The sequence below is a fragment of the Spiroplasma sp. NBRC 100390 genome, assembly GCF_001886495.1.
Lineage (GTDB): Bacteria > Bacillota_I > Bacilli_A > Mycoplasmatales > Mycoplasmataceae > Spiroplasma.
In genome coordinates this window covers 758,477-783,739 of record NZ_CP018022.1, presented here as the reverse complement: position 1 = coordinate 783,739, position 25,263 = coordinate 758,477, and the positions used below count along the sequence as shown (strand labels likewise).

General features: G+C 29.2%; 26 protein-coding genes. 25 read left to right on the top strand and 1 reads right to left on the bottom strand.

The annotated features are described in order from the left end of the window. Positions 1-85 precede the first annotated feature (85 nt). The 15 genes from S100390_RS03465 to S100390_RS03400 all read left to right on the top strand — a co-directional run bounded on the left by S100390_RS03465 (position 86) and on the right by S100390_RS03400 (position 12,589). Positions 86-967 (top strand): aspartate carbamoyltransferase catalytic subunit, encoded by an 882-nt coding sequence (locus tag S100390_RS03465; protein WP_070406900.1) that lies wholly within the window; start codon positions 86-88, stop codon positions 965-967. Position 968: 1 nt separating this feature from the next. After that, a complete protein-coding gene (locus tag S100390_RS03460; protein WP_070406899.1) occupies positions 969-2,237 on the top strand; it encodes a dihydroorotase in 1,269 nt (422 codons plus the stop codon). A 3-nt stretch (positions 2,238-2,240) separates the two neighbouring features. Beyond that, on the top strand, positions 2,241-3,026 hold the full coding sequence (locus S100390_RS03455) for an iron-sulfur cluster-binding protein (RefSeq protein ID WP_070406898.1): 786 nt from the start codon (positions 2,241-2,243) through the stop codon (positions 3,024-3,026). 2 nt (positions 3,027-3,028) lie between these two features. Further along, the gene (locus S100390_RS03450; protein WP_070406897.1) at positions 3,029-3,955 is read left to right on the top strand and encodes a dihydroorotate dehydrogenase; all 927 of its coding nucleotides are present in this window, start codon (positions 3,029-3,031) and stop codon (positions 3,953-3,955) included. Further along, complete coding sequence (gene pyrF, locus S100390_RS03445; protein ID WP_070406896.1) at positions 3,948-4,643, top strand: orotidine-5'-phosphate decarboxylase; 696 nt, start codon at positions 3,948-3,950, stop codon at positions 4,641-4,643. The genes S100390_RS03450 and pyrF overlap by 8 nt, the downstream gene beginning before the upstream one ends. A 1-nt stretch (position 4,644) precedes the next feature. Continuing rightward, complete coding sequence (pyrE, locus tag S100390_RS03440) at positions 4,645-5,253, top strand: orotate phosphoribosyltransferase (protein WP_070406895.1); 609 nt, start codon at positions 4,645-4,647, stop codon at positions 5,251-5,253. Positions 5,254-5,589: 336 nt separating this feature from the next. Then, positions 5,590-6,975 carry a hypothetical protein gene (locus S100390_RS03435; protein WP_070406894.1) on the top strand — a complete coding sequence of 462 codons (1,386 nt, stop codon included), beginning with the start codon at positions 5,590-5,592 and terminating at the stop codon, positions 6,973-6,975. Between the two features lie 258 nt (positions 6,976-7,233). Next, the gene (locus tag S100390_RS05420) at positions 7,234-7,374 is read left to right on the top strand and encodes a hypothetical protein (RefSeq protein WP_156768780.1); all 141 of its coding nucleotides are present in this window, start codon (positions 7,234-7,236) and stop codon (positions 7,372-7,374) included. Between the two features lie 262 nt (positions 7,375-7,636). Further along, a complete protein-coding gene (infC, locus tag S100390_RS03425) occupies positions 7,637-8,167 on the top strand; it encodes a translation initiation factor IF-3 (protein ID WP_070406892.1) in 531 nt (176 codons plus the stop codon). A gap of 42 nt (positions 8,168-8,209) precedes the next feature. Then, a complete protein-coding gene (rpmI, locus tag S100390_RS03420; protein ID WP_070406891.1) occupies positions 8,210-8,404 on the top strand; it encodes a 50S ribosomal protein L35 in 195 nt (64 codons plus the stop codon). A gap of 26 nt (positions 8,405-8,430) precedes the next feature. Continuing rightward, positions 8,431-8,790 carry a 50S ribosomal protein L20 gene (gene rplT, locus S100390_RS03415; protein ID WP_070406890.1) on the top strand — a complete coding sequence of 120 codons (360 nt, stop codon included), beginning with the start codon at positions 8,431-8,433 and terminating at the stop codon, positions 8,788-8,790. 112 nt (positions 8,791-8,902) lie between these two features. After that, on the top strand, positions 8,903-10,684 hold the full coding sequence (gene uvrC, locus S100390_RS03410) for an excinuclease ABC subunit UvrC (RefSeq protein ID WP_070406889.1): 1,782 nt from the start codon (positions 8,903-8,905) through the stop codon (positions 10,682-10,684). 59 nt (positions 10,685-10,743) lie between these two features. After that, positions 10,744-11,496, top strand: a complete 753-nt coding sequence (locus tag S100390_RS03405) for a DeoR/GlpR family DNA-binding transcription regulator (protein ID WP_070406888.1) — start codon at positions 10,744-10,746, stop codon at positions 11,494-11,496. Between the two features lie 82 nt (positions 11,497-11,578). Then, positions 11,579-11,701 (top strand): hypothetical protein, encoded by a 123-nt coding sequence (locus S100390_RS05630; protein WP_257784772.1) that lies wholly within the window; start codon positions 11,579-11,581, stop codon positions 11,699-11,701. 102 nt (positions 11,702-11,803) lie between these two features. Continuing rightward, positions 11,804-12,589 carry a MurR/RpiR family transcriptional regulator gene (locus S100390_RS03400; RefSeq protein WP_070406887.1) on the top strand — a complete coding sequence of 262 codons (786 nt, stop codon included), beginning with the start codon at positions 11,804-11,806 and terminating at the stop codon, positions 12,587-12,589. A 35-nt stretch (positions 12,590-12,624) separates the two neighbouring features. On the opposite strand, the gene S100390_RS03395 is transcribed toward S100390_RS03400, so the two are convergent. Next, positions 12,625-13,269: a hypothetical protein gene (locus S100390_RS03395; protein WP_070406886.1), complete on the bottom strand. Its 645-nt coding sequence runs from the start codon at positions 13,267-13,269 to the stop codon at positions 12,625-12,627. 183 nt (positions 13,270-13,452) lie between these two features. Between S100390_RS03395 and S100390_RS03390 the strand changes: the two genes are divergently transcribed. The 10 genes from S100390_RS03390 (at position 13,453) to S100390_RS03345 (ending at position 25,239) form a co-directional block, all read left to right on the top strand. After that, positions 13,453-14,784 carry a hemolysin family protein gene (locus tag S100390_RS03390; RefSeq protein ID WP_071890213.1) on the top strand — a complete coding sequence of 444 codons (1,332 nt, stop codon included), beginning with the start codon at positions 13,453-13,455 and terminating at the stop codon, positions 14,782-14,784. A gap of 132 nt (positions 14,785-14,916) precedes the next feature. Next, positions 14,917-15,396 carry a MarR family winged helix-turn-helix transcriptional regulator gene (locus S100390_RS03385; RefSeq protein WP_070406884.1) on the top strand — a complete coding sequence of 160 codons (480 nt, stop codon included), beginning with the start codon at positions 14,917-14,919 and terminating at the stop codon, positions 15,394-15,396. Between the two features lie 106 nt (positions 15,397-15,502). Next, positions 15,503-17,458 (top strand): ABC transporter ATP-binding protein, encoded by a 1,956-nt coding sequence (locus tag S100390_RS03380; protein ID WP_070406883.1) that lies wholly within the window; start codon positions 15,503-15,505, stop codon positions 17,456-17,458. 106 nt (positions 17,459-17,564) lie between these two features. Next, the gene (gene mgtA, locus S100390_RS03375) at positions 17,565-20,276 is read left to right on the top strand and encodes a magnesium-translocating P-type ATPase (RefSeq protein WP_070406882.1); all 2,712 of its coding nucleotides are present in this window, start codon (positions 17,565-17,567) and stop codon (positions 20,274-20,276) included. Between the two features lie 60 nt (positions 20,277-20,336). Then, entirely contained in the window at positions 20,337-22,394 is a 2,058-nt protein-coding gene (locus S100390_RS03370) for a cysteine peptidase family C39 domain-containing protein (protein ID WP_070406881.1), read from the top strand. Further along, positions 22,387-22,761, top strand: coding sequence for a hypothetical protein (locus S100390_RS03365; RefSeq protein WP_070406880.1), 375 nt, complete (start codon positions 22,387-22,389; stop codon positions 22,759-22,761). The genes S100390_RS03370 and S100390_RS03365 overlap by 8 nt, the downstream gene beginning before the upstream one ends. 45 nt (positions 22,762-22,806) lie before the next feature. Next, the gene (gene ybeY, locus S100390_RS03360) at positions 22,807-23,283 is read left to right on the top strand and encodes an rRNA maturation RNase YbeY (protein WP_070406879.1); all 477 of its coding nucleotides are present in this window, start codon (positions 22,807-22,809) and stop codon (positions 23,281-23,283) included. 27 nt (positions 23,284-23,310) lie between these two features. Then, on the top strand, positions 23,311-23,739 hold the full coding sequence (locus S100390_RS03355) for a diacylglycerol kinase family protein (RefSeq protein WP_070406878.1): 429 nt from the start codon (positions 23,311-23,313) through the stop codon (positions 23,737-23,739). 14 nt (positions 23,740-23,753) lie between these two features. Beyond that, the gene (cdd, locus tag S100390_RS03350; RefSeq protein ID WP_070406877.1) at positions 23,754-24,149 is read left to right on the top strand and encodes a cytidine deaminase; all 396 of its coding nucleotides are present in this window, start codon (positions 23,754-23,756) and stop codon (positions 24,147-24,149) included. A gap of 4 nt (positions 24,150-24,153) precedes the next feature. After that, positions 24,154-25,239: an alpha/beta hydrolase gene (locus S100390_RS03345; RefSeq protein ID WP_070406876.1), complete on the top strand. Its 1,086-nt coding sequence runs from the start codon at positions 24,154-24,156 to the stop codon at positions 25,237-25,239. Positions 25,240-25,263 lie beyond the last annotated feature (24 nt).

The window sequence follows — 25,263 nt, the reverse complement described above, 5'->3', positions numbered from 1 at the left end:
CTTACTTAATTAATTGGATTTATCTTATTAATTAAGTAAGTTTTTTTTATGTTTAAAAAAGGTAACAGAAAGTGAGAGTATTAGAATGAAAAGTAAAAGTCTTTTTAATTTAGATGATTGAAATGAGCAAGAAGTTAATGCTGTTTTAATGGAAGCTTTGCAATTTAAAAATAATATTAAAAAAGTAGATTATCAGCAAAGAAAAATTGTGGCAAACTTATTTTTTGAACCTTCAACGCGAACACATTATTCGTTTGATGTTGCTGCTCATAAATTAGGGTGCAAAACCTTAAATTTTAATGAGCAATTTAGTGCTACAAAAAAAGGTGAAACATTATATGATACCATCAGAACTTTTGAAGCATTAGGGGTTGATGCATTAGTAATCCGCCACCCAGAAAATAATTATTATGATGCTTTAATTGATAAAATTAAGATTCCAATTTTAAATGCCGGGGATGGTTCGGGAAATCATCCAACACAAAGCTTATTAGATTTGTTAACAATTAAAGAACAATTTGGTAATTTTGCTGGGTTAAATATTATTATTGTTGGTGATATTAAGTATTCTCGTGTTGCAAAAACTAATATTCAGATTATGCAAAAGTTAGGAATGAATGTTTATACGACAGGAATTAATGAATTGCAAATGCCGGGGGTTGTTAGTGTTGATTTTAAAGAGAATTTACCAAAAATGGATGTTGTAATGTTATTGCGTTATCAATTTGAACGTTTTGCTAATAATGAACAATACCATTTAGATTATTTACATAATTATAAATTAACGCCAGTTTTAGTTACAACAATGAAACCAACTGCAATTATTATGCATCCAGCGCCATTTAACCGTGGGATTGAAATTGATGATGATGTTGTTGAATGTAAACAGGCAAAAATATTTGATCAGATGGCAAATGGAGTTTTTGTGCGAATGGCCTTGTTGAATAATATTTTAAGTGCGAACTAAAATGATTTATACTTTTACTAATGCTAAGGTTTATTTATCAACTGGTTTTCAACAAACAAATATTACCATCCAAGATAATGCCATTATTCAAATTGGATCAGCAGTGCTAGGAACAGAAATTAAATTATCATCAACTTGTATTATTGTGCCAAGTTTTATTGATTTACATGCACATTTTCGTGAGCCTGGTCAAACAGAGAAGGAAGATTTAGTAAGTGGTGCCTTAAGCGGGTTATATGGTGGTTATCAAACAGTTTGTGTAATGGCCAATACAAGTCCTGTTATTGATCATCCAACCGTTTTAGCGCCATTATTAATGAAAGCAAAAAAATTACCAATTAATATCCAATTCTTTAGCGCTATTACTAATAATTTAGCGGGGCAGAAAGCAGTTGATTTTGCTAGTTTCGGTGAAGATGTTATTGGTTTTAGTGATGATGGTATTTATCTGACTAATCAAGATTTACTACTAACAGCTTTAAAATATGGACAAACTAATAATAAATTAGTTTCGTTACATGTTGATAACCGCCAGGAATTATCGCCATCAACAATTGTTTTAAATCAAACGGTTGCGGCAAGATTTAATTTAACTGGAGTTGATGAAAATTATGAGACCGGACCATTAAGGCGTGATTTAGCAATTGTCAATCAGTTGCAGTTACGATATCATTTATGTCATCTTTCAACGGCTAAAAGTGTCGCTTTAGTTCGCAAGAGTAAAGCAATTAATCCATTTTTAACTTGTGAAGTAACACCACATCATTTAACATTATCAACAGATGATATCTTAATAAATGATGGTAATTATCTTATGAATCCACCTTTAAATCTAAAAAGTGATCAATTAAGTTTAATTGCCGCTTTAAATGATGGCACAATTGATGTGATTGCAACAGACCATGCTCCGCACCAAGCAAAAGAAAAAGAATTGTTTGTAACTAGTGCAATGGGGATTATTGGTTTACAATTAACTTTTCCGTTGTTATACACAAAATTAGTTCAACCGCAAAAAGTACCATTAGCAACAATTATTAATGCTTTAACAGTTAATCCCCAAAAGTTAATTCAACATCATGATGTCCAATTAAAGGTTAATAATCAAGCTAACTTTACAGTAATTGATTTGGCATTAACCCAAACGGTGACTAGTAAATTATTAAAATCAAAAGCAACAAATACGCCTTTTTTGGGGACGGCCTTAACCGGTTGACCAATTATGAATATTCATAATGGGATAATTCATCATTTAAATGAGGAAGGAGCATAATTTATGGGAAAACAAATAATTGAAACAACAACATTATTAGCCAATGAGCAGTTGGGACCTGATTTATGACTAGCAACTTTTAAAGCTCCACAACTTAGTAGAATTGCTCAGCCAGGCCAATTTATGTTAATCGAACCATCACAGCAGTTCTTTTTAAAGCGACCATTTAGTTTCTTTGATATTAATGTTAAAGCAGAAACCATTGCTGTTTATTATCAATGCAAGGGGTTGGGAACCTGGTATATGGCAAATAAATGAACGGTTGGTCAAACAGTTCAAATTCAGGGTCCCCATGGACAGGGGTTTCAAATTCCAGAGCAAAGCAATAATTTGTTAATTATTGCGGGAGGAATTGGTATTGCGCCAATGAAAGCGTTAATTGATGATTTGATTAAAAAAGGTATTAAGTATACAGCAATTTTTGGGGGACGAACTAAAAATGCCTTAAATGTTTTATCTTTATTTCAAGATAATATTTCCTTTTTATTAAACACAGATGATGGGTCAATTGGATGCCAGCAAAACATTGTTATAGCATTAGAACAGTATTTACAAGAACACCAACCAGAAATGATTGTTGCGTGTGGGCCAGATGTTGTTTTAACAAAAATTAATCAAATTGCAAAACAAAAGCAAATTGCAACACAAATCTCTTATGAAAGTCATATGGCTTGTGGTGTTGGAGCTTGTATGGGTTGTTCAAAAACAATTGATGGGATTAATAAGAAAATTTGCACGGATGGGCCAATTATTATTGTTGAATATGAGAAGCAAGAAGGAGAAAAATAAAGATGTTAAAAACAGAGTTTTTAGGATATACCTTAAATGCCCCGTTAACAACTGCCAGTGGAACCTTTGGTTATGGTGAATGTTATCAAGATTTCTTTGCTGTTAATGAATTAGGAATGTTAACAACAAAGGGGATTACCTTAGAACCACGATCAGGGAATGCGTCGCCACGGTTGGCAGAAGTGACGGGGGGAATTATTAATTCCATTGGTTTAGAAAATCCGGGGTTAAAGGAATTTCAGGCAAAAATTGTCCCAACTTTTCAAGCTTTTCAAATTCCAATTGTTGTTAATTTAAATGGAAAAACAATTGAAGAATATGAAACTTTGGCAAAAGCAATTAACAATATTTCTACCATTACTTTTGTTGAATTAAATATTTCTTGTCCAAATGTAAAAGAAGGGGGAATTTTATTTGGAACCGATCCAGTTATTACGCGAGAAATTGTCAAGCGGGTACGACGTGTCTTAACAAAAAAGAAATTGATTGTTAAATTATCACCATCGGTGACTGATATTAAGCAGTTTGCTCTGATTTGTCAAGAAGAACATGCTGATGCAATTAGCTTAATTAATACAATTCCAGCAATGCAAATTGATCTTAAAACCAAAAAACCGACCTTAGGGAATATTATTGGTGGATTAAGTGGTCCTTGTATTAAACCAATTGCTGTTCGGATGGTTTATGAAGTTGCTAGTGTTGTTAATATTCCAATTATTGGGATGGGTGGTGTTAGTTCAACAAATGATGTCTTAGAATTTTTAATGGCTGGAGCTAGGGTGGTTGCGGTTGGAACTAGTTTGTTTACAAATCCTAATTTAGTAAGAGAGATTAAGTCGGGATTATTAGAATATTGTCAGCAACATCAACTAAATAATATTAGTGAAATTGTTGGAATTGCTCATCAAAAGGAGGGAAAAAATGAATAAGGTTTTTATTGCATGTGATTTTAATTCACGGGAACAATTAGAAGGTTTTTTAGCAAAATTTCCACAGCAACAATTAGCACTGAAGGTCGGAATGGAATTAATTTATGCGGTTGGTTTTGAAATTATTTCTGATTTAAAAGAACAAGGGCATACGATTTTTTTAGATTTAAAATTGAATGATATTCCTGTGACAGTTGAAAAGGCGTTAAACGCTTTAAAACAATACCAAGTTGATTTTGTGACAATTCATTTAACAAGTGGGCAAAAAACCTTGGAATTAGCGTATAACATTGTACAAGATACGAATATTAAATTATTGGGAGTAACAGTTTTAACTAGTTTAGATAACATGGATATACAAGAAATGTTTTTATCTTCAACATTGACAACAAACAAGTTGGTTAAAAATTTAGCTAGAATGGCTGTTGATAATCATTTTTATGGTGTTATTTGTGCTCCATCAGAAGTAACCTTGATTAAACAATACTTTCCGAATTTAAAAACAGTAACTCCTGGTATTCAATTAACATTAAATCAAACTGATCAAAAACGGATTGCAACACCATTAGCAGCAAAGAGATTAGGGGTAGATTATTTAGTAGTTGGTCGTGCAATTACAATGGCCTCTGACCCATTTGCGGTTTATCAAGAAATTTTAGCAATTTTTACAGAAGGAGCAGAAGGATAAAATGAAAAAAATTATTACTGAATTAGTCAATATTAAAGCAATTAATGTTGATACAATTAAATTATATACATGAGCATCAGGCATTAAATCACCAGTTTATATTGATAATCGTTTAATTATGGGATATCCACAATTACGGTGAGCAATTATTCAAGAATTTGCCCATATTGTTCACTCCAAATTAGCAGGAATTAAAATTGAAAATATTTTTGGGACAGCAACGGCCGGGATTCCGCATGCTGCATTATTAGGGCATTTATTACAATTACCATTTGGATATGTTCGAGGTAGTAAAAAAGAGCATGGTAAACAAAATCAAATTGAGGGAGTTTATCAATCAGGACAACGCGTGATTGTGATTGAAGATTTAATTTCTACCGGTGGCTCTGCGATTGAAGTTGTCAAGACGTTACAACAAGCGGGATTGGAAGTTGTAGCTGTTATAGCAATTTTTAATTATCAATTAAAAAAAGCTATAACAGCTTTTAACGAATTACAAATTCCATTATATACTTTAACCACTTTTGATGCTTTAGTAGCTAATATTGATATTTTAACAAGTGACCAACAAATAATGTTAAAACAGTTTCATGAACAATTAAATCAATAATAAAATCAGATTCAAATTCGTTTTTATTTAAAAAGCAAATCCTTTTTCAATTTAATTATAATTTTTTTAAAAATATGTAATTAAAATCCTTTTTTGTTTTATCAAAAAGTACAATTTTAAAATAAATCCTTAAGGATAAAAAAAGGCTTCATTATGGCAAAATTAATAAGGTACATATTAGTATATTTAATAACGAGGAAAAAAGTATCCTTGATTTACTCTTTTACTTATAGTAAAATTAAACTAATTATGAACACATTATTTACTTAAATGACTATAATTTAAAAGGCTCCAAAATTAATTTTACTAAAGTTAGAATATTGAGGAGCAGTTCATATGGATTCTAAAATTACTTTTAACTATAATAAATTATGTGATAAGTGTAAGACTAACTTTCAGAAGATTATGTCATCGATTAAAGAAAAAAAACCTGAGCTTATTAAAACAATGCAATTCTATCAAATTATTGTTAATGATCAAGTAAGTACTTATCAAAATATTATTCCATTTGCACTGATTAAACATAATAGAGAATTATATGGTTTTTTTCTGCAAAATAATATTCGATATTTATCTTCAGAAGCAAAGGAATTACTAAAACAAGGACAAATTATTTTACCATCATATATTTTAGAAACACAACTTCAATATAATACAGTTAATGTTTATCGGGATGTACCTTCCCGAGATATTGTATCACAACCAAAAAAATTAGTTGTTGATAATAGTGGTGTTCCCAATGAACAGGCATTGACGCAAACAATTGAAAATTTAAAGGACAATCAACATCAAATTGTACAAGGATTAAGAAAAACATTTGTAATGTTGGATCACCGCAATAAAAAACTAATAAAAATTTTTGTAATATTAGGTGTTGCTTTATTACTGTTTCTTGTTGCTGCTAGTATTGGGGGATGACAATTATATTTATATTTGCATCAAAGAACACAAGTAGTTCTTTATGATTTAAGCGCAATTACAAGAATTAAAAGTCCTGAGATGATTAATGCAAAAAATATTTACAAAGTTGAAGAAAACGAGATTAAAGATAGTTTAAAATACTTAATTCTTCAAGAAGTTATTATCCATTCACGGGGAGCAACTTTTGACGATTATGATTATCATCTTTTTTCAGATAATAAGGGTGCTGTTTTTCAACCGGTTAATTTAGTAACAAGTGCAGCTAAAATTTGAGTAATGATTAAAGCAAGACCTAATAGTAAGTTTTTAGTTAATAACACTAATTATTTAGCAGTAACATTACCAATGTTAGGCGAAAAAAAATCAAACATTGCTGAAATTAAAACTTTGGTTGGACCAGAATTATTGTCTGTCCCAAATCCTGAGAGAGTATCAAGAGATGATATTCGTAATGTTTATAATTCCGTTATTGAACAAGTAGTTAAAACAATTAGTAATAAAGCACAATTAAATGTCGATTATCATTATGATATTTATGGTGATGAAAATAAGGGTTCATATCAACAGATTAATTTGACTAAAGGTAGTGTCAATATTTGGATTGTTATTACAGCACAAGCAACAAGTAAATTAATTATGGGGTATAATAATTTAATTAAGGTTACTTTACAAAATCATAAAGAATTTAAAATGTTTAATGATTTGAAAAAATTGCTTTTTGCTGGGGATGGTTTTTTTGTATGTTCTTGGTGAGGTTGATGGAGGAAGTGTTATTTATCGGGTGGATTTGAAGAATGGTAATAGCTTTTTGTGAGTAAATGTTATAGGAGGAAAAACAAGGCAAAAAGAGCTATTTTTGGTGAACGATATCTTGTACTATCTATATATTTTTGATGATGACAGTATTATTTACCCGATATATTTGCATAATGCTAGAAAAGGTACACATTTTATTTTTAGTGGGGAAATAAGGAATATAGTGTCTGCTGCTGCTTGGAATGGTTTTTTTATGCTGTTGTTAACAAAGATAGTAATAGGGGAGTTTATCGGGTGGATTTGATGAAGAATCATAGAATAAAAGAACAAAACTTATTACTTTTAGTTAAGTTGAAAAGAGGGCTATCTGAATTGATGTTTGCTGGGGATGGTTTTTTGTATGGCTGTTATGATGTGTCAGATGTTTTAAAAATAGTAATTTAATTGAGTAAAAAATAAGTAAATTTAGATACTTTTACAACAAAAATAATAATTATCTTGACTAAATTATATAAAAAACATATAATTATCCTTGGAAAATGTTAAAGTAGCTAATGCTCACCTATGCCCTTTAGTGTGGTTAATAGGTTTTACAAGATTAAATTAGATTTATAACGATTAATAATTAATTGTTTAAGATATAATTCTTGTTAATTAAAGCGCTACTTTTGAGCGTTTTTTTAATTAATTACAATGGAGGGATTGGATGAATCAACCTACTAAAAACAATAAAAATATTGATCAAGTGAATTATGATATTAGAGCACGAGAAGTTTTAATTATTATGGATGATGGTAGCAGAATTGGACCATTAGGACGTAATGAAGCAATTCGTTTTGCGGAAGAAAGAGGCTTTGATTTATTACTAGTATCAGCGGTTTCAAATCCACCAGTAGCAAAGCTAGTTGATTATGGAAAATATAAATATGAACAAAAAAAGAAAGAAAAAGAAAACAAGAAAAATCAACATGTAACTGAAAATAAAGAAATGCGGTTACGTACTGGAATTGGTGATCATGATTTAGAATTTAAAGCAAAAAAAGTTCGTGAATTTTTAATGGATGGTAATCGTGTTAAAATTTCATTAAAGTTTCGTGGTCGTGAAGTTGCTCGCCCTGAATTTGGGAAAGAAACATTAGATAAATTCTTTAGTTATATTGAAGATTTAGCAAAAGTGGAAAAAGAACCCCAATTAAATGGTTTGTTTTTAGATATGTATGTCGTACCGAAAAAATAATTAATTAAATTAACTATTAAGATAAAAGAAGGAGGGAAAATTATGCCAAAAATGAAAACAAAAAAATCGTTAGCAAAACGAGTAAAAGTGACTGGAACGGGAAAATGAAAGATTGCTCATGCTTATACTTCACACTTAGCTCAAAATAAATCAACAAAACAAAAACGTCACCTACGTAAAGCGGGGGTAATGGATTATACGGATCAAAGTAGACTAAAACAATTACTACAAGATTAATTTAGACAAGAAGGGAGTATTGAAACATGGCAAGAGTTAAAGGCGGACCAACAACAAGAAAACGTCGTAAAAAAATTATTAAACAAGCAAAAGGATATTTTGGAACAAAATCAACCCATTACAAAAAGGCAAAAGAACAAGTAATGAAATCATTGGCATATGCCTTTCGTGATCGGAAACAACGTAAAAGAGATTTTCGTTCATTATGAATTCAAAGAATTAATGCCGCTGTGCGTGAACATGATATGTCATATTCGCAATTTATGAATGGATTAAATAAAGCTAATATTGAAGTGAATCGTAAGATGTTATCAGAATTAGCAATTCATAATCCAAGTGAATTTAAAATGTTAGTGGATGAATCAAAAAAAGCGTTAAAAAATTAACAAAACTATTTTATTAAAAGTAGTTTTTTTTATTTTTAGAAATTTAATCTTAGTTGCTAATTAAGGTAATTAAGCATAAAATATTAATATAATCTAAGGGGAAAAACAAGAAATGGCAACAAAGTTATCATTAAAAGAACAAGTTGAAATTTTACCATCAAAACCAGGATGTTATTTATTTTTTAATAATTATAACCAAGTGTTATATGTTGGAAAAGCAAAAAATTTACGAAGTCGGGTTAGTTCGTACTTTAATAAAGTTTATAATTATAAAACAACTCGTTTGGTCCAAGAAATTACGCGACTAGAAACAATTATTACAAAAACAGAAAAAGAAGCTTTAATTTTAGAACATAATTTAATAAAACAATATAAACCAAAATATAATATTTTATTAAATGATGATAAACATTATCCATATATTGTTATTACTAAAGAAGAAGATCCCCAATATTTATATGTTCGTAATATTCATAAAAAATATGCCCGTTATTATGGCCCGTTTCCCGAAGGAAGCCATGCTCGTGAAATTATTAAAGTTTTAGAACGATTATATCCGTTACGACGTTGTAAAGGAAATCTTGGTAAACCGTGTTTATATTATCATATTAACCAATGCTCTGGTGCTTGTTTTAAGCCAGTTCCAAAAGAATACTATGCAGCAATGATTAAAAAAGTTCATGCTTTTTTTAAAGGAAATTTTAATGAAACAAAAGAACTTTTAGAAAAACGAATGTTACAAGCAGCAAATAATTTGCAATTTGAAGAGGCTCAAAAGTTAAAATTATTAATTCGTAATTTAGATTGAACTTTATCGTCACAAACAGTTGAAATGCTAAATCAAAATGAAAATTTAGATGTAATTAGTTTATATCAAACTGATCATAATTTAGTGTTAACAACTTTGTTTTATCGTGCTGGAAAACTAAGTTATAAGGATTATGAATATTATCAAGTAACAGTTGAAGATGATTATCAAGAGTTATATCGGTTGTATTTGCAAAATATTTATCAGAAAAATATTTTACCGACTAAGATTATTGTTAATGAAGCAATTGCTTTACCAGAATTAAATTTATTATTTGATAATCGTGTCTTTCATCCCCAAACCCGAGCGGAAAAAACAATTATGCGGCTAGCAACCGACAACAGTTATGAGTCTTACCTGCAATCACAATCAACAGCTCAGCGCCAACTAAATAATGTTGAAGTTTTACAAGAATTACAAAATCTTTTACATTTAAATGAATTACCCTATTTAATTGAAATGATTGATATTGCAAATATTAATGATGAATTTGTCACTGGTGGGGTGATTGTTTATAAAAATGGTCGCCCATCACGGAATGATTATCGCAAATATAATCTTGCTATTATTGAACAAGATGATGCTCATCGGATTGCTGCGGTTGTTGCACGGCGTTATCAAAAAGCTATTGAAACTGACCAGCCATTACCAAATTTAATTATCATGGATGGGGGAATTCAACAGGTTAATGCTTGTTTAAATGAATTAACAAAATTAAATTTAACAATCCCTGTTATTGGATTAGTTAAAAATGATCAACATAAAACTGATCATCTTCTTAATTTGACAAAAGAAAAGGTTTACCTTAATAAAAGTAGTCGCTTATTTTTATTTTTAACAAAAATCCAAGATGATGTTCATCATTTTGCAATTAGTAGTTTTCGTCGTCGACAAACAAAAGCATTAACAACAAGCATTTTAGAGTCAGTTCCAGGATTGGGATCACAACGAATTAAAGCTTTAAATCTTCATTTTGATAGTATTGGGGCAATGCAAAAAGCAAGTCCTGATGAATTACATCAAGTTTTACGTAGTTGAAAACTTGTCGAAAATCTACGAAAGTTTTTGGAGAATTTTGATAAATAATATTTTTTGTTATAATTAAAATGGACAAAGTTAAATAGTAAAAAGGAGTAAAGAATATTATGCATAGAGTCCAACGAAAAGACTTATTATTGGAATATCTCTGCCAAAAACCTTTCCACGAAATGAATCATGTTCTTGAATATGTTTCAAAATTTAATATTTCTGCCACAACAGCCCGTCGTGATTTAAAAGAACTTGAAAATGAAGGTATCATCACAATGTCTTATGGTGGAATTAACTTTTTGGGGGTTCATAATAAGTCGTGTAGTATTGATGTTCGTGCAAGTAGTATTAATTTTGATAAAAAAATGATTATTGCCAAAAAGATTTTAAATCTTTTAGAAAAAAATGATGTTATTTTTGTGGGGGCTGGTTCAACTTGTGAAGTTTTTGTGACTTTAATTGATAAACCCGTTAAAATTGTTACTAATTCATTTCGAATTTTGCAATTGGCAAAAGACAATTCTAATGTTCAATATAATGTTTTAATTGGGGGTAAATTACGAGAGAAATCACAAGCTTTTTATGGCTCGCTTTGTGAAGAAAGTTTATCATTAATTCAGTTTTCAAAAGTTATTTTCTCAGCAAATACAATTGATGAAACAGGGGCAGTTTATAAAAGTAATGAAGAAGAAGCCCGGGTTGAATTAGCAGCATTAGCACGAGTACAAACAAAAATTCTGTTAGCAGATAGTACTAAATTTGATAAGGTGGGATTTTTTAAGTTTTATGAAACAAAAGATGTTTCATATTTAGTAACAGATAAACCAGAAGTTGCTAAACAATATAATTTAAATGTTAGTATTATTTAGAACTTTGTCTTCGGGCAAAGTTTTTTCTTTGCAAGGAAAAAGGCGTTACAACTGGTAATTTTGTGCTTGAAAGGAGGTTAAAATGGAATTAAATAATGTCCAACATGTATGTAACCAAATTGAAAAGTTTGAATTTGAAGAATTATTCACCGTTCTAGCAAAAATTGAAGCAGTTGTAAAGGATCGAACAGACGGCGTCGACTAGGAAAATATTTTTCATAAACTCTCAAATTTTTTTCATTCCAAGTTTATTATAATCACAATTGAAAGTTGAGGAATTAAAACATGGAATGATCAGGTGGGGAACATGCAATTGAGAACTAATATTCTTGAGAAGTTAGAAGAAATTATTAATCGTAATGATGATACTGTTAATGGTATCATTGCACAAACTATTTTAAATTTTGCTAAATTACCAAACGAAACTTTTATTATTAATGATGTTGCAGAAACATCACATACAAGTGTCTCATCGGTAACGAAGTTTTGTAAAATGCTAGGTTTTACTGGTTGAAAAGAATTTTATATTTTTTTTCGTTATGAATTAGATAATTTAAAAAAACTTAATCAATTACACCGTATTAACCCTTTAGAAAACACAATTAAGGATTTAGTGGCAAATCACACTGTTATGATGACAAAACTATTAAATGAAAATTTAGCATCAATTCTAGAATTAAAAACAATGCTAAAAACAACTAATAAAATTTATTTAATTGGTGAGCACACACATTTAGACTTATTAATTAATTTTTATCATCAATTATTAGGACTTGGGTTTGATACAAGTATGACGACCCATGATTTTATTGCAAAAAGGTTTTTAGAAAAACTAACAAAAGATGATCTTGTTATTTGGATCATTGTTGATACTAACCAAACTTATTTATTTAATGTTTTAAAACATAGTGATAAACCATTACCTTGTGATAATATTAAATTTATCTTAAAAGAGAACTCACCGATTTTAGAGACAAATTTGACAACAAGAGCGCCAATCATTATTAATGATCGACGCAAAATGTATACCCACCAAATAATTTATAATCATTTATTTATTATCTTTAATGCAATATTAACAATGCTTAATTAAAAAAATACCCAGACTATTAATCTGAGTATTTTTTATTATTTTTTATTATGATCAGTATCTCAATCTTCTAAAACCATGTGTTTAATAAAACGTTGCATTCATAGGTTAGGATTTGCTCCAGTCTCTAAATTACCAATTTCACCAGTTTCAAAACCAACATAATTACCATTTTTAACATAAACATAAGTTGGTGTTCCGTTTAATCCTAATGATTCAGCGGTAATACTTTTATCAATTTCACCATTAATTTTATGGGCATTACGTTCTTGGGTTACGATTCAGTCCGCAATTTTTTTTGCTCATTTTTGTTGCCAAATACCGTTAAAATCTTTGATATCACTAGTAACAATTAAACGTGTTTTTTTAATTTTTGCTTGTTCTTCAGCGCTAACGGGGTAACTATTTAAGGCATATTGGGCACCATATTTTCCTGCTAAATAATCATTAAATTTTTGATTTCCGTGCCCATTAGTATATAAATCAGCGATTGTCGTATCATTGGTATTTTCACAGTGAATACAATTTTGTGCTGATACCATAAAAATAAAATTTTCCTTGTTATTGACTCCATCCATGAATTGGGTGTAATATGCCATATTTTTATCAGAACAAGCAATTACAGTCGTTGCTGTGGTTGATACAATTGTTAGGGCTGCCATTGTGCTTAGCAGTTTTCTCATTTTTATTCCTCCTAAGAATTAATTATAATTGATGTTGTCTATTTATAACTATACATTATTTTTTTTGATTTTAACAGAAAATATTAAATATTTTGTTGGATTACTGGTAGAAAATTAAAGGAAAAGGATATAATATATATAATGTATAAATAACAGAACAAGTTATAAAGGGGTGTAAAACTGATGATGGATACGGCTACCGCTCTTGCTGTATTGTTACCAATAATGATTATTTTGTTAATTTTTTCCAGTTTCTTTTCTGCATCAGAAACAGCAATTACTTCAATTAATGTAATTCGCTTGAAACAAATGGCGAAAAATAAGGTTAGCAAACGCAAGAACAAAACCACGAATAAAAATATTCGTAAAGCAAAACGCGTTTATAAATTAGTGAAAGATTATGATCGAACTTTAGCAACCATCTTAATTGCAAACACATTAATTAATACTGCTTTAGCAACGATTGGAACCCTGTTTTTTGCAACCTTAATTAGCAATACCGAAACAGCAACTTGAGTTTCTACGATTGTGATTGGTTTTACGGTATTAATTTTTGGTGAATTAGTACCAAAAACAATTGCAAAAACCTTTCCTGAAAAGTTTTCGATTTTTTCAGCTTACATTTTATGAATTTGAAAAATTTTATTTTATCCATTTACATGGGTGTTAATCTTACGAAAACAAAAAGATGGTGTTTCAACAACAGAGAATGAATTATTAGAGTTAATTTCAACAATTGAATCAGAAGGGGTTTTAGAAAAAAATGAAAAGGAGTTAATTGAATCAGCAATTACCTTTGATGAAAAGACGATTGGTTCAATTATGCGACCAAAAGAAAAAGTTAAAGCAATTTATAGTAATACAACATGACGAGAACTACAACGTTTCTATAAAGAAGAACGTTTTACAAGAATGCCAGTTTTAACTCCAGACACAGAAAAAGTAATTGGAATCTTAAACATTAAAGATGTTTTTATTGCTGTAATTGATCATCAAGAAGTTCAAATTAAAGAGTTAGTTTCAGAACCAATCTTTTTCTCCCGTTATTTAAAATTAGATGATGCTTTAGAATTATTTCAACAAGAACAGTTACATATGGCAATTGTCAGTACTAATGATGATAGTAATGATTTTCTTGGCGTTGTTACAATGGAAGATATTTTAGAAGAACTTGTTGGCGAAATATATGATGAAGATGATGAAACTGGACAAGTAAAAGAAATTGGTCATCATATGTTTTGAATTCATGGGAGTACCGCAGTTAAGAAGGTTTTTCAAAAATACTTGCATTTAGCAGCGCCACCAGCAAGTGCTGGACAAACACTATACCAATGATTTACTCAGCAAACGGGGTATGATTTAACAAAACCAAAGAACGATATTAAAGAATTTGTTTATAATAATTATGCTTTTCGGGTAAATGATGAGAAAAAAGGAAAGTTAACAGCAAAAAATATTGTTTTTGAAATTGAAATTTTAACCAACAATAATCCAATTCATGATTTAGAAAATTAAATGTTCTGTGCTATTAATAGCACAGAACATTTTTTTCATTAATATTTGTTAAATGTTTAACATTATTTTAATCTATGTTAAGATAATAAAAAGGAACAAATTTAGGACAAAAATGATAAGGAGAAGAAACTTATGTCAAACAAAATAGGCTTAGAAGGAGAATTGTGTCGGGGAAGGTTGTTTCGGTACCTTGGTTATATTAATAAAGCTTTTTCACAACAAATTGAAAATGAGTTACAAAAACATGGTTTCGATGATTTTCAAATCTCAAATATTTGATTATTAATTTTAATTGAACGATTTCCAAACTATACGATGAATGAATTAGCACAAGTTGTTAATCAATCACGTGCTAATATTAGTATTATTTCAAAAAAATTAGTGCATAAGGGTTATGTTATTAAAGTGCATCCAGAAAATAATAAGAAAGTAATTTATTTAGCACCAACAGAAAAGTGGTTCACATTAAAACCAATTGTTTTTATGCTGGTTGATGAATTAGATCAAAAAATTGAGCAAACATTATCTGAACTAAATTATGAAAAGTTATTAACTGATTTAGAAAAAATTGTAACGTTTTTTAAAAATGAAATAAAACCATTTAGTAAATAAATGTTAAATATTTAACAAATTTGTAAAAATATCTTGTAATTTTTTTTAAAATTCGTATAATAATTTTGTTAAGTGTTTAACAATCATTAAACAAAAGGAGTAAATTATGAGTAAAAATAGTGATAGTACAAATTTATCCAATGTTCAAGGGAAACAAGAATTGGTTAAGGGGAACAAGAAAAAAACAAATCCAATGGGGTTTTTTAAATTATTATCAATTTATTATAAACAATTTTGATTACGGTGATTATGTTTAATTATTTTTGTTATTATCACCTGTGGGATTACAGTGGCGTTACCAAAGTTAACAAATATTGTTATGACACAATTAACAAGCGGAATGTTAGCACGATCAAGCATTAATGATCCTTCAATGCCATGGGGAACATTATTATATTGAGCAATTGGGTTTGCAGCAACATTTATTGTTTCTGGCTTTTTCTTGTATTTGCAAAGTTTAGTTGGGGGTTCAATTTCTCGAAAAATTGAGATTGATATTCGAATTAAGGTTCTAAATAAATTAGTTGATTTAGATATGAATTATTATCATGATAAAAAAATGGGAGATATTTTGACAAAGTTGATTTCTGATACCCAAATTTTAGGTGATCAAGCGTTTCAAGTACCACAAAACTTTTTAAATGCCTTCTTTACTTTTATTGGAAGTATTGCAATTATGTTTACTTTGGATAACCGGGTATTACAATATCAAGATGGTCCAAATGGTATTGTCCCAGTTGTTGATGCTAATGGAAACCTTGTTTATATGGATGGAACAGCAACGGTTGCTGAGTTAGCAGGAATTATTTTAGGTGTTTCGTTTGGGATTTTATTATTAACTTCGTTTGGTTTTACCTTTATTCGTCGTTTAATGTATAAACAACGAAAAGTTGTTTCTGATGTGAATGGTGATGTTAATGATCGGATTAATGCCATTCGTTTAATTAAAGCAACAGGAACTAATGAATATGAAAAAGACCGTTTTAATGATATTCATAAAGAATATTATAAAGTAAGTATGCGTGCGATTAAGGTTCAATCACTTATTATTGCTTTTGTTGTAACAACATTAACTAGTATGAATACGATTGCCTTAATTGTTGGAATTGTTTTTGTTAATGATAATCGATTAGATCCAACGGTAATGTTATCAATTACAATGAGCATTAATTCGTTAATTTTTCCAATTATTCAAGTGGTTCGTTTATTAGCTAATTTAGCGACAGCTTCAACTTCAGCAACACGGGTGGCAGAAATCTTTGACCAAGTTCCGAAGATTAATATTAATCCAACAACAACACCATTAACAGACATTAATGGTGATATTGTCTTTGATAAAGTTTGGTTTAAATATGATGTTGAAGGTGAAGATGAACCATATATTTTAGAAAACTTTAGTTTTCATTTTAAACAAGGAAAAAGTTATGCTTTTGTTGGTGAAACTGGGGTTGGAAAATCAACAATTTCAAAATTATTATTACGTTATTATGACCCATCAAAAGGGGAAATTTATGTTAATAATAATCAAAATTTAAAAACAATTAATTTAAAATCATATTTAGATCATGTCGGTTATGTTGAACAAGAACCACAAATTCTTTATGGAACATTTTATGATAATATTCGCTATGGAACTTTTGCTGCCACTGATGCTGAATGTGAATCCGCAGCAAAAAAAGCGGAATTATATGATTTTATTACTGAACTACCAGAAGGATTTGCAACAGTCTTAGGAGAACGGGGATTTATTTTGTCTGGTGGACAAAAACAACGGTTAGTAATTGCCCGCATGTTCTTACGTAATCCAGAAATTTTAATCTTAGATGAAGCAACAAGTGCGTTAGATAATATTGTTGAAAAAGAAATTCAAGGTGAATTAGATAAACTAATGGCTGGGCGAACAACAATTATTATTGCCCATCGTTTGAGTACAATTAAGAATGTTGATCAAATTTTAGTATTAGAAAAAGGGAGCGGAGTTGTTCAAAGTGGAACCTTTGATGAATTAAAAAAAGTTGAAGGCCGTTTCAAACGATTATATGAAGCTGGTTTAATGACATAAAATTAATAAATAATATTTGAACAGGATTCTTATCCTGTTTTTATATTATTAAAAAGGTTTTTTAAAAATATGATATGATTAAGAGGACAAATGGGGGCTATGCCAGATGAAAAAAGCAAGACAGCAATTTGATGAAACGAAAATCTTTATTGAATACAAAACTTTGGCACAAAATAATTTACCAACAATAATGGCAGACCTTCCCGCACAAAAAATTGGATATTATAATAATGAAGTTAATGAATATCATCGAAATATTAATCCAACGGAAATTAAACCACAACAATTTAAATGGTTAAAAAATATTGTTTTGACCCTTGTCAATCCTTTTAATTTATTATTAATTTTTATTTTTGGATTTCAATTAGGTACTTTTTTTGTAAAAAATATGAATGATAGTTTAGCATTAGCTAGTGCTATTATTATTGCAATTATGATGACTTTAAGTGCAACAATTTCTTTAGTTCAAGATTATAAAGCTTTTCGTACAACAAAAGAACTACAGCAGTTAGTGAAAAAAACTTCAATGGTAATTCGAGAAGGGGAATTAAACTTAACAACAGTAAATGAAACAATGTTACCAAGTTTAGTTGCAAAGGCGCAAAAAGTTGAATCAAAAGCATTGATTCCAGGTGATTTAATTTATCTTTCAACGGGAGATATTGTTCCTAGTGATGTGCGAATTATTTATACTAAAAATTTATCCGTTAACCAAGCTGTGTTAAATGGTGAGGGAGAACCAATTTATAAAACAATTATTGCTAATGCTGGTTCACAACAAATTTTTGATTTATCAAATTTATGTTTTATGGGTAGCAGCATTGTTGCTGGGAGCGCAATTGCAGTTGTGCTAAAGACAGGTGCTAATACTTATTTAGGAATGCTTAATGCTCAATTAGAAAATGTTGAATCAGAAAATAGTTTTAACTTTGGAATTAAGAAAATTACTAAATTAATTATTTTAATTATTTTAATTATGGTACCAATTGTTTTAGTCTTAAATGGAATTCGAACAGGGCAATGATTAGAAGCTTTAATTTTAGCTTTTTCAGTTGCGGTCGGGTTAACCCCTGAATCATTACCAGTGATTGTTGCGGCAAATTTAACACGGGGAAGTAAAAATTTAGCAAAAGAAAAAGTTGTTATTAAACAGCTTGATGCTGTTCAAAATTTAGGTGCAATTGATGTTTTATGTACCGATAAGACGGGAACTTTAACTGAAGATAAAATTGAATTACAAAATTATTATAATATTAACAAAATCAATGATCCAAAGGTTTTATCGTATGGTTATTTAAATAGTTATTTCCAATTAGGAATGAAAAATCAAATTGATGAAGCTATTATTGGGTATCGAAAAGTTAATTATACCAAGGAATTAGCATCAAATTATCAGTTGTTGGATGAATTGCCATTTGATTTTATCCGTCGTCGTGTTTCGGTTTTATTAGCAACAGCATCAAAAGCAGAACAAATAATTGTTACGAAAGGTGCCGCCGAAGAAATGTTAGATCTTTGCCACCAATATGAAGTTAATCAAAAAATTTTGCCACTTGATAAAGCAGCAAAATTAAAAATTATTGAAAACTTGTTACTATTAAATCAACAAGGGGTTCGTTTAATTGCTGTGGCTTATAAACCAATTAACAAGAATCAAATAAGTTTGGAAGATGAAAATAACTTAATTTTTCTTGGTTTTTTATCATTTACTGATGTTATTAAAAAAGATGTGCAAGGAACCTTAAAATTAATTAATAAATATGGTGTTACAATGAAAATTTTAACAGGGGATGCACCACAAACCACATTAGCTGTTTGTGATAAAATTAATTTACAATCACGCGGTGTTTTAGTTGGTGAAGAAGTTGAAAATATGACGCGTGACCAATTGATAATTGCTGTTGAAAACCATGATATTTTTGCAAAATTAACGCCATTACAAAAAGCACGGATTATTGAAACGTTACAAAGTAATAATCATAAAGTTGGATATATGGGTGATGGTATTAATGATGCTTTGGCATTACGGAAAAGTGATGTTGCAATTTCTGTTAATAATGCCACTGATATTGCCAAAGAAGCATCAGATATCATTTTATTAGAAAAGTCATTATTAGTATTAGAACAAGGAATTATTGAAGGTCGTAGCATTTTTGCTAATATTATTAAATATTTAAAAGTAACAGTTGCTGCTAATTTTGGATTAATGTTAAGTCTATTAATTGCGTCAGCATGATTATCATTTGCACCAATGGCACCAATTCAGATTTTATTTCAAAATTTATTGTTTGATTTTTCACAAGTTGCTGTTGTTTTTGATAATGTCAATGCTGAATATATTAAAAAGCCACGAAGTTGAGATACAAAAGGAATTTTGTCTTTTACCTTGTGAAATGGTCCGTCAGTTACCTTAATGAGTGTTTTAAACTTTATTGTGATGGGAATTATCTTAACATCAGTAGCTCTAATATGAAGTGTTGATCCAAACCAAGGGAATAATGCCCAATTAATTTCGCAGTTTCAAACAACAATGTTTACTGAAGGAGCTTTATTACATATGCTAATGATTTTCTTTATGCGTACTGATAAATTAGCATTTTGAAAAGACCGCCCACCATTGCAGTTGGTCTTACCAATTTTATTTATTTTAATGGTTGTTTTTGCTTTACCATACATTCCTCATGTGCACATGTGATTACAATTATCACCGCCACCGCCAATATGATATGCCTTTTTAGGGGGTGGAGTTCTCTTGTTTGGACTCTTAAGTGTTGGTTTAAAAGCGGGCTATCGTAAAGTTTATCATTGTTGATTATAATTTTAAACAGGAAAACACCACTTTTTTGGTTAAAAATAACTAGAAAAAGAGGTGTTTTTTATGTGGTATCCATTTGTAAAACAAGAACAAAGTGATGACTGTGGTTATGCTTGTTTAGCAATGTTAATTGAGTACTATCATCAACAAAAATTAACGATTGGGGAAGTAAAACATCATTTTCAAAATTATCAAGGAGCTTTAAGTGTTTATAGTTTAAGTCAAATTGCAAATGAATATAATTTGGTGTTAACTGCTTTTGAAATTAGTAAACAAGAATTATCAACATTAACCTTTGAACAACCTTTAATTGCCTATGTTTTAAATGAAACTGGTTATTATCATTATGTTGTTATTTATCAACGGCGTGGAAATCGTTTTTTTGTTGCTGATCCCAGTGCTGAGAAGGGGCATTGAGTTTTAATTGATGATTTTATGATAAAATTTCAAGCAGTAATTATTTTTACTAAAAAAAGAAAAAAATTTACTTATAAAACAAAAACTTTTTATTTAACTTTTCTTTTTTTAAAAGAGCAAATTAGTTTTTTGTTGTGAACTATTTTTCTTAGTGTTATAGTAAATTTTTTAATATTATTTGGGAAAAGTTTTATTAAAGTTTATTTTGATCGGTTAACAACAACTTTTCATCAAGAAGTTTTAATTTTCTTTGCAATTTTCTTAATCATTTATTGTTTTCGAGTTCTTTTCAGTTATTTTTTTCAAAAAATTCTTGTGTATTTTCAACAAAAAATAACAAAAAGAATGCTAACAACATTTGTTAATAATTTAACACACCTTTCTATTGTTGAATTTGAACGATTTACTACTAGTGAATGGTTAAAACGGCAAGCAGATGTCATTATTTTAGCAACTTTTTTAGGAACAACTTTTCCGCAACTTTTATTTAGTTTTTTAATGTTAATTATTGGAGTTATTTTCCTCCTTAATTTAAATGGCTTAATTTTGGCAATTGTTTTATTAGAAAATGTCATTATTTTTTTCCTATCTTTTTTGTTTTTACAAATTAACAAGTTTTGATACCAACGTTGATATCAACAAGGATTGGAATTTGAAAATACTACATTAGAATTGTATCAAAGTTTTAAATTTCAAAAAAGTCGGCATTTGGAAGGTTATTTGAATTACCAATGGACCAAAAAACTTACTACTTTTTTGATGGAAACTTATGGTTTTGAAAAAAATAATATTATTCAAAAGTTAATTTTAAATTTTATTTCACAACTTGCTACTTTTTTAATTTTCTATTTGGCAGTGAGTTTTATCACAAAACAGACTTTAACAATTGGTAATTTAATGTTTTATAGTGCTTTAACTAGTTTTATTAATGATTTTACAACACAATTATCAGGATTAATTGTTGAGAAAGGGAAATTAGAAAAAGCTTTTCAACAAACAGTATTTTTATTGTTTCCAGAACAACACGAACAAAGGCGGTCAGATTTGCCATCTATCAAATCTTTTACCGTTACAAATCTAAGTTATCTTCTTAATGATAATTTTATTTTAAAAAAGATAACAATAGTCTTACCAAAACATTGTTTTATTAAAGGGCGTAGTGGTTCGGGTAAAACAACTTTGCTAGAAATCTTAGCAAAATTACGGCCGATTTCAAGTGGGGAAGTAATCCTTAATGATCAATTTGATTTAGCAATGCTTAGTGAAGAAGTAATTCGAACAAGAATATTATTGTTTCATCAAGATGATTTTTTATTTGTTGGTAGTGTCTATGATAATATTATTAATTTTAAACAGGATTGTGACTATCAAGTTCTAACATTACCAGCTGTCAAGCAATTATTAACTCAGAATCGTTTAAGTCTTGAGCAACTAGTTTGCAACAATGGTGAAAACTTATCAAAAGGGCAACGCCAAATTATTTTATTTTTAAATCTTTTGTTGCAATCTTGTGATGTTTATCTCATTGATGAAGTTTTAAGTAATGTGGATTATGAAAGTAAAATGCTTTTATTAAACTTACTATTTACTTTGAAATCTGAGCAAATGATTATTTATGCTGGGCACGATCCTCTTGTTGAACAATTTTTTGTAAATGTTATTGATTTAACCAAACTTAATTTAATGGCGGTTAAAGATGAATAAGAAAGGTATTATTTTAATGTTAAATTGTTGTTGTTTCTTAATTTCTTTTTTTGTTTTGCTTGCTTATTATCCCCTTCAATTATATTATGAGGGTTATTTAACAATTTTAAAAAATAGTACGGAAGAATTAAATTATGTTTTTGTTCCAAAAGAGATATCACGTGTTGGGAAGAAAATTAGGGAAGTTAAATTAGAATATTTTGTCCAAAATTATTGACAAACACTGGTTGTACAGATTAAATGAGAGAATAACTATTATTTAATTTTAAATCAAACTGATCTTACTGTTGATTTTTGATATTTACCAGCTAAAATTTATTTTGGTCAGCAAACAACATTAGATTATTTACTGAAGATAATCATTTAATTTGTTATAATAAAACAAGAAAGTGTTAGGTGTCAAGGTGTGGTAATGAAAGATGATTTTGCGATTTATAATGAAACAAAATTTGATATTAAACCATATCAAGTTGATTTTATGGCAATTTTTCAGAAAATTAAAGCAATATTAAATATTACTGATCCATTGGAATTATCATTGCTTATTGTTGATGCAAAAGAACAATTAACATTAAATCAAAAATATCGTCAAAAGAATTATGTGGCAGATGTTATTACATTTGCTCTAGAAGAAGAAAACAGTGTTGATTTACTGCAATTAACAGGATTACGCAGTTTGGGGGATATTTTTATTTGTTATGAAAAAGCGTTGGAACAAGCACAAACATATAATCATTCAGTGCGGCGTGAATTTGCTTTTTTATTTACCCACGGGATGTTACATATTTTGGGTTATGATCATCAAACACCAACGGAAGAAGAAATAATGTTTAATTTACAACGAAAAGTTCTAAATGATTTACAAATTCATCGAATTCCAATAGAATAGGAAGAGAAGAGGAAAGGGATAGACATAATGGCAAAAGGATCACCAACAAAGAAAAAGATTTTTTTTAAACTACGAAACAAGTTTTCAAATGCTTTTCGTGGAATTTATACAGCAATTAAAGAAGAATCAAGTTTAATTATTCATATTATTGTATCATTAGTTGTAATTGGACTAGGAATTTGACTACAAAAAATGGTTCCGCATGAGTTTGGCTATGTACAATGAGCGATTTTGTTATTAACAATTGGAATTGTGATTGGGTTTGAATTAATTAATACGATGGTTGAAAACTTTGTTGATTTATTATCATTTGAATATAATATTAAAGCTAAAAAAATTAAAGATATTTGTGCCGCGGCAACCTTAATTAATTCAATTTTGGCAATTGCAATTGGATTATTAATTATGTTACCGCCACTAGTTGATGTTATTAAATTATATTTAAAGATTAGTTAAAAGGAGTTAGAAGAATGGCAAATTATTTTGAAAAATTAAAATTATTAAGTACAAACGCATATGCTCCATATTCTAATTTTCATGTTAGTGCAATTTGTGTCTTAAAAGATGGAACAGAAGTGAGTGGTGTTAATATTGAAAATGCCGCTTATTCAGTGACAATGTGTGCGGAACGAACATGTTTGGCACAAGTTTATACTTTAGGTTATCAAAAAGCAGACATTATTAAACTGTTTTTATATACTGATAGTAATCAAAAAGGGTCACCATGTGGGATGTGCCGACAATTCTTATGAGAATTAGTTGGTCATGATGTGCCACTTGAAATTTATAATCAAAAGGGTGAATCATATGTTGTAACAATTGCTGATTTATTACCATATGGGTTTACGAAAGCGGATTTACAATAAGATTATGGCGAAAAAACATAATGAAGAATTAGATTTATATGATTTAGCCCACGGCCATGAATTAATTACTGACCATAGTTATCGCATTGTTGATAATGAACATTTAAAAGATTATATGAGTAATAATGCCCTTTATATTAAATTATTTTATACTTTTCATGATAAGCGGATTTTATTAACGCATCATACGTGGTGAAAGAAAACTAATAATGATTTAGAAGCATATTGTAAAAAATATATTACTGATTTAACGAAACGATTACGAATTGAAAAAATGGCATTAACACCAGCTGAATTAGAACAAAAATGAGATTTACAAGAATATGATATTCCTGGCTATGAAGATGTTCTCTTAAAAGCAGTTGCAATTCGGTCATGAGTAAAAAATGATAATAATAAAAAATGAGTAGTGGTAGTACATGGTCTTAATTCGCATAAGTTTCGTGCTATCTTTTTTGGTTTAATTTATTTGCGACTGGGTTATAATGTTCTTGTTTTTGACCAACGAAATCATGGAGAATCCACAGCAAAAATAACAACAATGGGATATTATGAAAAATATGATTTAGCAGCAGTTGTTAATTTTTTACAAACAACAATTGATCCAAAACTTAAAGAACTTAACTTTCACGGGTGATCAATGGGAACCTTTGTAATTATGGAATATTTAAAGTTAGCATTTGCTAAAAACAAATTAATTAATAGTGCGATTTTAGATTCAACAATTAGTAATTTAAATGCCTTGTATCGTTATTATATGTTAAAGATTAAAGTAAATTATTATGAGCACTATTACGCTATTCGGCGCTATACGATTGATACCCGCGGTTATGATCCTGAACAAATTAATCCTGGTGAAAATTTAGATCAGTTGGCAAAATTACCGGTTTTATATTTGTTAAATAGAAAAGATCATGCAACTCCTTATGTAATGGGACGCGAAGCTTATCAAAATAAACGAAGATATGAACGTAAAAAAATTAGTAATCGAGTTGTTTTTAACTGTGATCATGTGCGGGGAATTTATTATAATCCGCCACAATATTTAGCAGCGATAACAGCATTTATTACTAATGCAAAACGAAAATAGTGATAAATAACTAATATGTTATTT